At 64.5% G+C, this 12375-nt stretch carries 10 protein-coding genes; 4 read left to right on the top strand and 6 right to left on the bottom strand.

From position 1 onward, the window contains the following. Positions 1-192: 192 nt before the first annotated feature. The 4 genes from ACNO8X_RS08305 to ACNO8X_RS08290 are packed head-to-tail and all read left to right on the top strand — an operon-like array spanning position 193 to position 4180. Positions 193-1080, top strand: coding sequence for a TauD/TfdA dioxygenase family protein (locus ACNO8X_RS08305; RefSeq protein ID WP_418004909.1), 888 nt, complete (start codon positions 193-195; stop codon positions 1078-1080). Then, a complete protein-coding gene (locus ACNO8X_RS08300; RefSeq protein WP_418004908.1) occupies positions 1077-1625 on the top strand; it encodes an FcoT family thioesterase in 549 nt (182 codons plus the stop codon). Before ACNO8X_RS08305 ends, ACNO8X_RS08300 begins: the two co-directional genes overlap by 4 nt. After that, positions 1622-3139 carry an AMP-binding protein gene (locus ACNO8X_RS08295; protein ID WP_418004907.1) on the top strand — a complete coding sequence of 506 codons (1518 nt, stop codon included), beginning with the start codon at positions 1622-1624 and terminating at the stop codon, positions 3137-3139. The genes ACNO8X_RS08300 and ACNO8X_RS08295 overlap by 4 nt, the downstream gene beginning before the upstream one ends. 18 nt (positions 3140-3157) lie before the next feature. Continuing rightward, the gene (locus ACNO8X_RS08290) at positions 3158-4180 is read left to right on the top strand and encodes a glycoside hydrolase family 6 protein (RefSeq protein ID WP_418005821.1); all 1023 of its coding nucleotides are present in this window, start codon (positions 3158-3160) and stop codon (positions 4178-4180) included. 10 nt (positions 4181-4190) lie between these two features. Here the strand turns inward: ACNO8X_RS08290 and ACNO8X_RS08285 are convergent, their stop codons facing one another. From ACNO8X_RS08285 to ACNO8X_RS08260, 6 genes are read right to left on the bottom strand one after another with little or no spacing between them, the layout of a single operon-like run. After that, positions 4191-5417 carry a glycosyltransferase family 4 protein gene (locus tag ACNO8X_RS08285; RefSeq protein WP_418004906.1) on the bottom strand — a complete coding sequence of 409 codons (1227 nt, stop codon included), beginning with the start codon at positions 5415-5417 and terminating at the stop codon, positions 4191-4193. A gap of 11 nt (positions 5418-5428) precedes the next feature. After that, positions 5429-6805 (bottom strand): lipopolysaccharide biosynthesis protein, encoded by a 1377-nt coding sequence (locus ACNO8X_RS08280; RefSeq protein WP_418004905.1) that lies wholly within the window; start codon positions 6803-6805, stop codon positions 5429-5431. Next, the gene (locus ACNO8X_RS08275; protein WP_418004904.1) at positions 6802-7848 is read right to left on the bottom strand and encodes a hypothetical protein; all 1047 of its coding nucleotides are present in this window, start codon (positions 7846-7848) and stop codon (positions 6802-6804) included. The genes ACNO8X_RS08280 and ACNO8X_RS08275 overlap by 4 nt, the downstream gene beginning before the upstream one ends. After that, positions 7845-9773, bottom strand: a complete 1929-nt coding sequence (locus tag ACNO8X_RS08270) for a hypothetical protein (protein WP_418004903.1) — start codon at positions 9771-9773, stop codon at positions 7845-7847. The genes ACNO8X_RS08275 and ACNO8X_RS08270 overlap by 4 nt, the downstream gene beginning before the upstream one ends. A gap of 5 nt (positions 9774-9778) precedes the next feature. After that, a complete protein-coding gene (locus ACNO8X_RS08265; RefSeq protein ID WP_418004902.1) occupies positions 9779-10951 on the bottom strand; it encodes a glycosyltransferase in 1173 nt (390 codons plus the stop codon). A gap of 22 nt (positions 10952-10973) precedes the next feature. Then, positions 10974-11795 carry a glycosyltransferase family 2 protein gene (locus tag ACNO8X_RS08260; RefSeq protein WP_418004901.1) on the bottom strand — a complete coding sequence of 274 codons (822 nt, stop codon included), beginning with the start codon at positions 11793-11795 and terminating at the stop codon, positions 10974-10976. Between the last annotated feature and the right edge of the window lie 580 nt (positions 11796-12375).

Genomic DNA, 12375 nt, shown 5'->3' with positions numbered 1-12375 from the left:
TCACATACATGCCGGAGCCGGGAACTTTTTCCGAGCTGTCTGCGACCAATCCACCGAACCTGTCAACTCAACGCGCAGCGAGGCGTTCGAGCAGCAGACGACCTCAAGTCGCCCGCCTGCCACGAACCCGGTTGCGTCAGTGACGATTTGGCAGCAGACGAGAAGTCCTGTTGCCGTAGTGGAGATTCCTTGATGCACATCACAACCAGTACCGGCCCAGGGGCCGCGGTTGAGGTCCGCGGCTTCGACCCGGTGTCGGCCAGCCGCGACGACATCACACGAGTCCAACGGCACATCTACCAGTGCAAAGTCGTCGTGCTCAAGGAGCAGGAACTGAAGCCGGCGGCGTTCGTGGAACTCGGCCTTCGCTTCGGTACCCCGGTGCCGTACTACGAGCCGATGTATCACCACCCGGAGAACGAATTGATCTTCGTCTCTTCGAATTTGAAACGAAATGAAGGCCAGATCGGCGTCCCGAAAACCGGCGGATTCTGGCACGCCGACTATCAATTCATGCCGGAGCCGTTCGCCATCACGGTGTTCTACCCGCAGCTACTGCCCTCGACGACCAGAGGTACCCGTTTTGTCAACATGGCGACCGCCTACGAGCGGCTGAGCCCACGGCTCAAAGAAGCGATCGCCGGGACCTTCTGCACCCACAGTGCCCGCCGGTACGTCAAGATCCGGCCCTCGGATGTCTATCGGCCGATCGGCGACGTGCTCGCCGACATCGAGCGCGTCACGCCCCCGCAACGCTGGCCAACCGTACTGGCCCACCCGGTCACCGGCGAACGAATCCTCTATGTGTCAGAGGCATTCACCTTCGGTATCGAAGACGCTGCCGGCAACCCGCTGCCGTCGTCCCTACTCGACGACTTGCTCACCGAATCCGGTCAGCTGGATAGCACCTACGCACATCCCAACATCTTCGTACAGACCTACGAGCCCGGTGACGTGGTGCTGTGGGACAACCGAACCCTGATCCACCGCGCCCTGCACAACCCGACCAACGAGCCGACCGAGTCCTACCGCATCACTCTGACCGACGAACATCCCTTGAGCAGTGAGGCTGCCGCATGAACCAATCGCCCCAGACCATGGCGCCCGTCGAAGATCTCTGCGATGACGTGGCTCTGCTCGATCGCACCATGTCGCCCTACGCGAGCAAGGGCACCATCTACCTGAAGAATGCGACGGTTGTGCGCCAAGGCGATACCGTCGTCGGCTCGGGTGACCTCGGTTTCCAGCAGTCGTGCTACATCGAGGAAACCGGCCATTTCAACGCCGTCGAATTCATCATCTCCTACAACCAGCTGATCTACTACACCTTGGCCGCCTCGGTACGCGACGGGCTGATCCCCGAACTGTCCAATTGGGATCTCACCGACTACTGGGAGCGCCAGCTGCCGTCGGTGCTGATCAGCAAGATGGCTACCCGATTCCGGCAGCCGATCAATTCACGGGCCTACCGTGGGCGGCTGACCATCACGGATATCGAGTTCCGCGAGCGATCGCGGCCGCTGCTCGCCCTGCAGACCAGCGTCGAGTTCTCCGACGACGGAATCGGTAGCGCGCTGGGCGACATCGAGATCGCCCTGATCGACCTGCCGTCAAAACCCCTGTGACATCAGGACAATTCGACCTCATCACCAGGCTCGACCAGAATGCAGCGACCGACGACGGTCGGGTGGCGCTGATCTTCGCAGCCGAGCACATCACGTTCGCCGAACTTGCACAGCGGTCGCTGGCAGTGGCCCGGGCGCTCGTGGCCGCGGGAGTCGGGACGGGAGATCGGGTGGTTCACGTCGCCACCGACACTCCCGCGCTCTACGAGTTGCTATACGGCTGCGCCCGCATCGGGGCCGTGCTGGTTCCGGTGAACTGGCGGTTGGCCGCCGACGAGGTCGACTTCGTCGTCGAACACTCTGGGGCACGTGTTCTGGTTACCGACCGGCCCGACCTGACGGCCGAAAACATCGTCCAGATGGGCGATTTCGGACAATGGCGGGACAGTGCCGGCGCGGTGGCGCTACCGGACATCTCCGTTGACCGGAACACCGCGATCGTCCAGATGTACACCAGCGGCACCACCGGGCGACCCAAAGGTGTTGTGCTTGCCCATCGCGCCTTCAACGCGGTGCGCGAATTGCTGGACCGCGCCGAACTCGATTGGCTCGACTGGCGGCCCGACGACATCAGCCTGATCGCCCTGCCCGCCTTCCACATCGGCGGCATGTGGTGGGCCACACAGGCACTCAATTGCGGCATCGCGAGTGTGGTGATCCCCCGCTTTACCGCGAAGGGAGCGGCCGCAGCGGTCCGGGATAGCGGTGTGACGCTCACCTGCTTCGTCCCCGCCATGATTCTGATGCTGTTATCCGACCCCGGAGTCGCCGCGTCCGACCTGGCGACGCTGCGCAAGATCGCCTACGGCGGATCTCCGATCGGTCCCGACCTATTGGCACGCGCGATCGACACCATCGGCTGCGAGTTCGCCCAGATTTACGGGCTGACCGAGACCGGAAACACCGCCGTGTGCCTTCCCCCCGATCAGCATCGGCCCGGCCAGGCCCGGCTGCATGCCGCAGGAAAGCCGTATCCCGGGGTGGATGTGGCCATCCGGAACAGCGAAGGACACGACCTGCCCAGTGGAGTCTCCGGCGAGGTGTACCTGCGCAGCCCGGCCCAGATGCTGGAGTACTTCGCCGATCCCGCGGAGACCGCGAACACCATCGTCGACGGCTGGATACGCACGGGCGATGCGGGTTACGTCGACGATGACGGATTCCTGGTGATCCGCGACCGCGTTAAAGATCTCATCATCGTCTCAGGAGAGAACGTCTATCCGGCCGAAGTGGAGAAGGCCATCAATTCGCATCCTGACGTGCATGACAGCGCGGTGGTAGGGGTGCCGGACGATCGGCGCGGCGAACGCGTCCACGCGTTCATCGTCACCAAACCCGAGTCTCTACTCGCCGACAACGAGTTATCCGAGTTCCTCGGCCGCAGACTCGCCCGGTTCAAAGTGCCCTCACGTTATGAATTCATCGAGTCGATCCCCCGCAACCCCAGTGGAAAGATCCTGCGCCGCGAATTGCGCGAACGGTTCTGGGCGGGGCTGGACCGGCAGGTCCACTGAGGTCACCGGGTGGCGGAATTGACCTGGGCCGCCTGCCGCGCTTGGGCGCGCAGGACGGCGGTCGTGTTGGCCCTGACCACGGTCTGCGGTGCTGTGCTGACCAGTGTTCCATCGGTACAGCGTGTTTCCGTACCTGTCCGCCTGTTGGTGGACCGGGCGAGCAATCCATTGGTCGGCATTCCCTTCTATGTGGATCCCACCAGCTCGGCCGCGATTGCGGCCAATGAGGCGGTGCCGCGCAGCCCTGAACTCGACCTCATCGCCGGCACTGCCACCGCGCGGTGGTTTGACGAGAAGACGGCTGTCGGCTCGGCAGCCGCGGCTGCGCGCGGCTACGTGTCTGCCGCAGCCGACGCCGAAGCGATGCCGGTGGTGGCGATCTATGGCATCCCGCACCGGGACTGCGGCAGCTATTCCGCGGGTGGCCTGGGCTCGGCCGAGGAATACCGTTCGTGGATAACCGAATTGGCACGCGGCTTCGGCCCCTATCCGGTGACGATCATCGTCGAACCCGACGCGATCACCTCGGCCGACTGTCTGGCCATCGGCGCGCAGCACGAACGCACGGAATTGCTGCGTTTCGCCGTTGACACTTTCGCTCAGAATTCCGGTGCTGTGGTCTACCTTGATGCCGGCCATTCCCGGTGGCTCAGCCCGCAGACATTGGCGCAGCGCCTGGAGGCCGCCGGGATCGCGCACGCACACGGGTTCAGCCTCAACGTGTCAAACTTCTTCGGCACCGCCGAGGAAGCAGACTTCGGCGAAGCGGTGTCCGAGCTCACCAACGGCGCGCGTTATGTCATCGACACGTCTCGCAACGGGGTCGGTCCGGCCGCCGAGGAACCGCTGGCCTGGTGCAATCCCCCTGGGCGAGCACTCGGCTCGGCGCCCTCCGCGGAGACCGGATACCCACATGCCGACGCATATCTGTGGATCAAGCGGCCGGGCGAATCCGACGGCAATTGCCGGCCGGGCGATCCGAGCTCAGGGCATTTCTATGGGTCCTATGCGATCGATCTGGTCCGCAACCGACCATCCTGATTCCGCACGATCACCCGGCAGGCCGCGCGGCCAGAGCCTTCCGGTAGGCCTCGACCACACGCGGAATCACCGTGGATGCGGCGTATTCCCGGGCACGCCGAACCCCTTCGGACGCCAGGTTTGCCGCAAATCCGGGATCGTCGAGCAATCGGTCTATCGCACGTGCCATCGCGACGGGGTCGTTCGGCGGCACGATCAGGCCGGTCCGGCCATGGGACACCACCTGAGCCAGGGCGCCCACCCACGTCGCGACCACTGCGGTACCTGCAGCCATCGCTTCCACTGCGACCAGTCCCAGCGGCTCCTGCCAACGGGATGGCACCACCGCAACCGAGGCAGCCGCCAGGCTCGCCATGATCTGGTCGTGAGACACCTTGGTGTGCACGAATATCGGCCGGTCCGTGGTGCCTTCGTAGGGCTCGGTGTCAGCACGCTCGCTGCCGATCATGACCAAGGGAATCGGAGTTCGCATCCGCTGGTGAGCCGCAACCAGCAGCCCCGGCCCTTTGTGCTCGCCGAATACGCCGACATACACGATGAACGGACCGTCCGGCAGGAACGAAGGACGCGGTGTCGAACGGGCTTCATGGAAAGCGCTGTCATCGATGAATGACGGGATCTGTTCAATGCGCTCCTTGGGTACCGCCCGCAGGCTCGCCGCCTCGACCGTGTCGCTGATCGGCAGATACAGCGCTACCCGATCGGCCCGTCGCCGGCTTTCCCTCAGCGCCAGGGCGATTGGGACACCCTTGAGTACACCGTAGAACTCCGCGGAGCATCTGAGGCACCGAGCCAACTCGGTACCCGGACAAGGACCGTCCAGCGTGTCCCGATGAATCAGCGTCTTTTTCGCACAGGTCAGGCCGAAGTCGTGCAACGTCGCAACCAGCGCGGCATCACCCAATCGAAGTGACAGGCAGGAATTCAGGATCCACCCGTGCGCGTGCACGATGTCGGGCCGGATCTCGTCGACCAGCGCCTGGAGCCTGCCCACCAGCAGCGGATCCGGACAGGTCGGATGGAAGTAGTGGTTGGGGTCGGACGCAAAGCGCCGCAAGTATCTCGTGAGCCCGTCGATTCGGCGCACCTCGATGTCGCCATCGAATTGGTGTGCCGGTGCGTCGGGCCGGCCAAGCGTGGCAACGACATTGGGATGTCCGCGCGCGGTGAGTCCCTTCGCCAGAGCCTCGACGACACGCTCGGTGCCGCCAGTCGCGGGCGCAAAACTGTCGCTCACCTGCAGAACTCTCACCTGCCGGTCTCCTCGACCGTGAGCGGAAGTGCTTCAGCACCAGCGCGCCCGGCGGCAGTGCCGTCCGACGGAGCGTTGACGCCGACGATGCGACGCCACCGCGCCAGCACCCACACGGCGCCCATCGATTGGCTCAGTAGCCACGCCACGCCGGCACCCAGAATGCCCAGCACGGGAGTTGCGAACCAGGCTGCCGTAAGACACCCGATCAGCATTCCGGCATTCAACAACAGGGCGATTCGTACCCGGTCGGTCACGCGCAGCACCGAGATTGCCAAATTGGTGACCGCGTCTGGAACCGCCGACAACGCCAACACCAGCAACAGCGCATAGCCGTTGACGGAGTACTCGGAACCGAACAGTTCCAGAATCCACCGGCCCGCAACGATGTACACCAGCACCGGTGGCACCAGCAGCGCCACGATCGTCAGCGCGCAACGCCGGGCCAGCACAGGCAGATCTGATCTGCGCGACGCCCCCTCGACGAACAGCGACGCCGCGACCGCCGGACTGACGATGAAGAACACCGAACCCAGCATCCACGTGATGTAGAAGTAGGCATTGTCGGCGGCCGAGAGCCGGATGTAGACGATGACCGGCAGCACGTAGCCGGCGAGCATCGAGGTAACTGTCACCGTGTGCTGGCCGACCAAGGCCGGCGCCATCTGCCGCAAGTGGGTGAAGAACCCGCGATACGCGAAGCGCAGTGCATGGCCGGCTTTCGAGCCGAACGCCACCGTTGCCCAGATCATCGCCAGCCCTGCGGCAAGAACCCAGGCCAGCAGAATCAAATCCGGAGCGGCGATTACCGCGGCCGGCAAGAAGATCAGCGGAATCCTCAAGCCGCACATCAAGACATTGCGCCCGATGAGCACACCGGCCCGATGATCGGAGATGGCGACACTGTCGACCACCTGGCCGGTCGCGGAGAGCACGCACGCCACCACGAACAATGCCGCCCCGATCGGCCCGGCGAGCTGCGGGAGCACCCCGAGACCTGTGCCCAGCAGCGCGACGACCAGCACCGCGCCGGCGCCCGCACACACGCCGCCCACGGTCATTCCCGTCGTCACCCGCCGGCGCCACTCCGACGCCGAGGTGGACCGGGGCAGCCATTCGACGAGCGCCGCGGCCGCGCCGATGCTGGTGACGACAACAGTCGCCTGGATCGCGCTCATGGTGGCAGCGACCGTCCCACCGGTCGTGGCGTCGAAGCGGCGTGCCACGATCACCCAGAAGAGGTATCCCAGGGCAGAGGTTCCGATGGTGTTCACCATGAGCGCCAGACTGTTTCGCGTCATCGGATCAGCCAATGCGGCGCGGATCAGGACCACCGGCCTGCGCCACTTCACCAGTCTGTCAGTCGGGTTCATCGCGACCGCACCCTGAGGAAACCGGTGAGCATCACCGGATCACGTGCCGCAAAACTCTCGCGCGGGTAGGGCTGCACGAGTAACTGAACCAAGTGGCGCCCCGGCGCCACCGGTGCCGGAAATGTCACCGCGCCATAGAAGTCCGTCGATTGTCCGGTGCCGGCCGCATCGGTCAGCAGCCTGATATCGAGCGCGAGGTCGGGGTTGTCGACGCCGTCGATCCGGACGGTCACCCCGATCGTCCGTGCGTCGGGCCGATATCCGAATGCCCGCAGCTCCCAATTGATCCGCACCGGTGCACCCGCCGTCGCCGACTGTTCCGCCGCAGACAGCCAGCTCGGATCCAGGAACGTCAGCGTGGTGTAGGTTTCGGTGTTTTTGGGCTGCAAGGCGATAGCACCGGCAAGTCCGCCGCCGAGCACGATGACCGCGGCCATGGCCGCAGCCGTCTTTTGCCCCAACGCCGGCAGCCGGGCGCGGAAAAGCGAGACGCCAGATGTCATGTCGGTGGTCCGATCGGCCACCGCGGCGACTGTCACTACCAGCACTGCGCCAAGTAGAGCCGTACCCAGCGCGACGGACCGGCCATCGATCGTCAAACCGGCGACGTTCACCACAAGCACGACTGCGAGAAGCTCGACCACGCCGAAGACAACGGTCAGCGGCAGCCGGATCGCCGGATCGGCGAGCGGCGCCCTGGGCCGCCGCTCCGCCCGCGGGCTACCGCCTGGTGACGAGAACAGCAGATGCACCGCGGCCGTTCCCGGAATCAGCACCAGCGCCGCCAAAGCCAGGACGCGCAGCGGTACGGGCGCGGTGGCCACAACCGCCACCGCGGCAGCTGCCAGAGCCGACACCTGCGCCAGAGGGCGGTACCACTGCCGCAGCTGCGGCTCCCGCCACCGCTGGCGCGAAGCCTCCCCTACCAGGCGACGCCAAGACCAGCCATTGTCTACCGGTTCCCACTGCGGGATCGGGCGGTCGCGGGCGGCGGCGGTGCGCGTGGCCGCCGGTTCCTGTTGCGGCAACGGACGATTCGTCATTGTTTTGCGGTCGATCGTGCCAGGTCGTCCAGGTGCAACCGATAGACGCGTAGATTTTCGGTGGCCAAGATTCGCGTCGCCCACGGTGCGGCATCGAGTCGTAGCAAGTTGGCCATCGGCGTCTTATCGCCGCGTAGCGGGTCCTCGGGACCGAAATTGTGACCGTTGAACGGCAGTTGCCGGCCCATCATGACGTCGACGACGAGGAACTTGTATCCGGAATACACCAGCATGCCGGCCAGGCTCTTCGAGGGATCGGCGTCCGATTGGACCAGCTCCCAAGCCGGGAAACCAGGTGCGGGGAAGGCCATGTACATGCCTCCGTCGGCCGCCAACTGCAGGCCGGTGTAGGCGTCACTGACCACCTGGACCCGACCGAACTCCTGGTTGAGTTGTCTTGCCACCGAGCGTGTTTCGTCGGTCGCGGAGTTCGTGTCGGTACCCCAGCGGAACGGCCCGGGGAATCGGTAAGGGTCGTTGAGTCCACCGCCCACATTGCCGATGAGCAACACCACGGTCAGCACCGCCGTCCACACCGTCATCGTCTTGCGGCCGAACCTCATCCCGGTCGCCGGCCAGCGGTCCAGCGCGATGGCCACGATCACGGCGATGCCGACATAGGTGAACCCCCATGATCGGCGTGCGCCTTCGGCGCCCGAAGGTGCCAGGATGAACGGCAACGAAAGGAAATAGCACAGCCCAAAGGCAACCAGACCCCACGTCGTCGCACTGAGCCGGACCCGACCACGTTTGACGAGCAATGCCGCCAATCCCACGGTCACCAGCAGCACCACCGGCGCGGTCGCCGTCAGTAACTGCTCCCAGTACGGTTGCACCTGCGCCGCAAGCAATTTCCGCCCACCGGCACCGCTCTTGCCTGCCATCGCGCGCAACTGAGTGACCGCGCTGCCAAAGTAGGGCGACAGATAGTCCAGCGTCGGACGGGCACAAAACCAGACCCAGGCAGCCGCACTGCCCAGCGTGACCGTGAACGTGATCCACCAGGCCACCGCAGTCCCGACAGTTGGTCGGCCGATTGGCCGGCGACGCTGGGCCGGCAGCAGCAGTGCGACGGTTCCTGTGACGGCCACCGTGGCGGTCACGCCGAGTAGGAAGGCGGTGGTGAGATGATGGGTGACGACCACCGACATGGCGAGAACGCCTGCTGCCGAAAGACATTGGAACCGGCGGCGCATGTCGGGTGTGTGAGCGGCGATCGCGGTCAGCGCGACAACCCAGAGGAACCAGTTGATCGCCACACTCTCGTAGGCGTATTGAGTGTCGAAATACACTGCGGACGGGTTGATTCCGTACACCAGTGCGGCGATGCCGCCGGCCCGGCTCGAGCCCAACAGCCGTTCGCCCAAAACGTAGACGCCGAACAATCCGGTGACGTGCATGACGGCGATGACGACCAGCCCCGAAGTCCACGTCGACAGTCCGGTGATCGACTGGATCGCACCCGTCAGGCCCGAAGTTCCGGGATAGAACTGAACGATCGGGATGAGGGTGTTGGGCTGAAACAGATGGCCCGAGTCGACGAGATCGACCGCCTGCCGCCAGTGCGCGTACTCGTCGTGGTAGCGCGGACCGAACGGATTGCGAATCAGCTTGGGCGCCATGGTCACCAGCCCGAGCATGGCGACGGCCCACAGCCGATCGGTCCGGCCGCCGGCCCGGCCGATGAGCTTCGCTGCCGCCGGCAACGCCGCGAGCAACATGCCGCCCCAGAAGACAAGGTAGTACGCCGACGGCGGTCCGCCCGTGCCCGACAGCCGGTACGAGTATCCGACGATGGCCAGGCCGGCGCCCGCGGCCAATACCGTTAGGGGCCAGCACCATACCCCCGACAGAGCGGCGGCAGCCGAACCCGACGCCGTCAGCGTGCCGGCGACCGGGACAGCCTCGGGGGCACTTTCAGCCACCACCGTCATCGCGCGTCGGCCATCGGGAACGCATCAATGGCATTTCGAAGGGGATCCCACGTGTACGAGGGCGCGACGGATCGACGGCGGCCACCGGTCGCCACGTCCATGATGGCGCGGCCGAGGCCTTCGATGTCGCCGGGCGGCACCAACACAGCGCCGGGATAGTCCGCGACCGCCTCGATCAGCCCACCGACGGCATACAGGACCACCGGAAGGCCGATGCTCATGGCGGCCTGCAGCGGGCCACTCGCCGAGCAACGCCGGTACGGCAAGACCAAGACATCCGCGTCGTCAAAGTATTCGGTCGCTTCTGCATCTGAAACGTATCGGTTGACGAAGCTGATCCGGTCGCGGTGCCGCGATGCGGCAATTGCCTCCGCGGGAACGGTCCAGTTGTGCCACGTCTCGCCGACGATGTCGATGTCGAGCCGGCGCACTTGCTCCTCGGTCAGCAAATCGATCGCCGCAACCAGGTCTTCGACGCCCTTGTACGGCCGGATCAGGCCGAAGAACAAGACCTTTGCGGGTCGGTGCAGGCCTGAAATCGTCTCCGAACGTTCGTGAACGGCAATCGATTTCTTCAAGTGCGGGTACGGACCGAGCGGAGCGATCCGGGACGGCAGGCGTTCGACGAACCGGGCACCCAGAGTCGATGAAATCAGCTGCCGATCGTGCTCGTTGTGGAATATCGCACCGGACACCACGCGGACCAGACGGCGCAGGAAGGTCCGGCAGTACGCGGCAAGGAAAGGTACGCCGGCCTCCCCGGTGTCTTGAAGCTCGTGGAACTCTACGATCACGCTGATGCCCAGGCGCCGGGCGATCCACGCGATGAGCAGATACGTGTGCAAGGTCGCGGCCGTCCACCATTGGAGCACAATGATGTCGGGCGCAAGAGCCCGGATCCGATCCGACAGCGAAAAAATCGACGTCCCCCAGTACCAATCGATGGTCCCGGCCGTCTTGATCCTGGAGTCATACCTCAGTGCGGTCAGGTCGTGACCGACCCGCGCGGATCCTGGATAAAATCGACGCGGTACCAACCGATCAAGCATGAGCAGCGAGACGTCATGGGTGTCAGCCAGTGAATTGGCCAGACAACACGTGTGCACCGAAAGACCGCTCAAGAATCGAAATCCCGGACCCACCAACAGAACCTTTCGCCCGGCGGTCACCTCGGAACGGTTCTGGATGTCCTCATGTAGCGGTTTGCGCAGCGGCGGCATGGAGTACTCGATGTGACGGCTCAGGCAGTGCCGGAGCAGCGACTGCGGTCCTGAGCGGGACGACTACGGTGCCGCTCACAAAAGGACCGGTAGGCAGTTCGACCGAAGGCGCGAGCCGGACGGCGAGGATCACCCGCAGACAGGTGAATCCGTCTTGCCAGGTGATCTTCTTGCCCTCCCCGACCCGACGCCCGAGGTAGGTGATCGGCACCTCGTAGGGTCGAACACCCGAATGCAGCAGCGCCGCAGTCATTTCGGTGTCGAAACCGAATCTTGGTTCGATGAGCGACAAGGCGCGGAAATGCGCCACCGGAATGAGCTTCAGGCACGCATGCATGTCGGTCAGGCAGGCATCGAACAATGCGTTGGCCGCAGCCGTGGTGAGCCGGCCGCCCAGGGCGAACCGGTATGAGGGAAACCGTGTGTTGAAACCGAAGAGACGAGCCCCGAACACATGGTCAGAAACGCCATCGAGAACCGGACCGAGCAGCTGGGGAATGTCGGCCGGGTCGTATTCCAGGTCTGCATCGAGGATGAGCAGATGGGTGCCGGTCGCCTGCCCGACCCCGCGCTTGACTGCGGCCCCCTTGCCGCGGTTGAACGGTCGGCACAGTGTGATGACACCACGCTCGGCGAATGTCCGCAGGATCTCTGGAGTGTTGTCGGAACTGCCGTCGTCGACGACGATCAGCTCGACAGGGCACGGATAGTCAACGGCCAGAACGCGTTCCACCGCACGCGCAATCGTCGCGGCCTCGTTGTACACCGGCATGACGATCGACAGAACCAGCACGTCAAGCACTCCGTCCGGACGAGGGGAACCGGGCATACACACCGGCAGCACCGAACGACCGGCAACGGGCAGTATCAGCGGCACTCAGGTCGCCGCTGACAGGCTCCAGCTCGATCCGACAATCCGCGGGCGTAGCCACTGCGGCCGGTCCGACGTTTCTCATAACTACAGTAGTCGGCAAACAAGCACGATTAGTTCCCGGCTGTCTCCAGGTATCACTCAGTGCAGCGGCATCGGCAGCCGAGAGTACTGCCAAGGATGTTCAACATCGAGAGCGCTACGACGCAGGAACGCCATTGTCTTTGTACCGCAAGGAGAAGAGGCTCCACGATGGTCGAGCCTCAGCTGCGGCCGATCTCATGACAGCTTCAAGGCAGAGTGCACGCCGGCACGGCAATCCAACAGCCAGTTGCAATTCGAGCAAACTACTGATACAACCGGGTCATTCATTTCGGTCCGCCAGGAATCAATCGTTCCGGTGTGCAGTCAGCGAGCAAACAGCCCGACCGGAGTCGTCGCCGAGCGCACGGGACCAACGAATCGACCCGGGCAGGGATTCCAGAACGGTTCGAGAACGGGA

This window comes from Mycobacterium sp. PDNC021 (genome assembly GCF_048282635.1).
GTDB classification, from domain to species: domain Bacteria; phylum Actinomycetota; class Actinomycetes; order Mycobacteriales; family Mycobacteriaceae; genus Mycobacterium; species Mycobacterium llatzerense.
The sequence above is the reverse complement of the archived record's forward strand: the minus strand, read 5'-3'. Positions and strand labels throughout refer to the sequence as shown.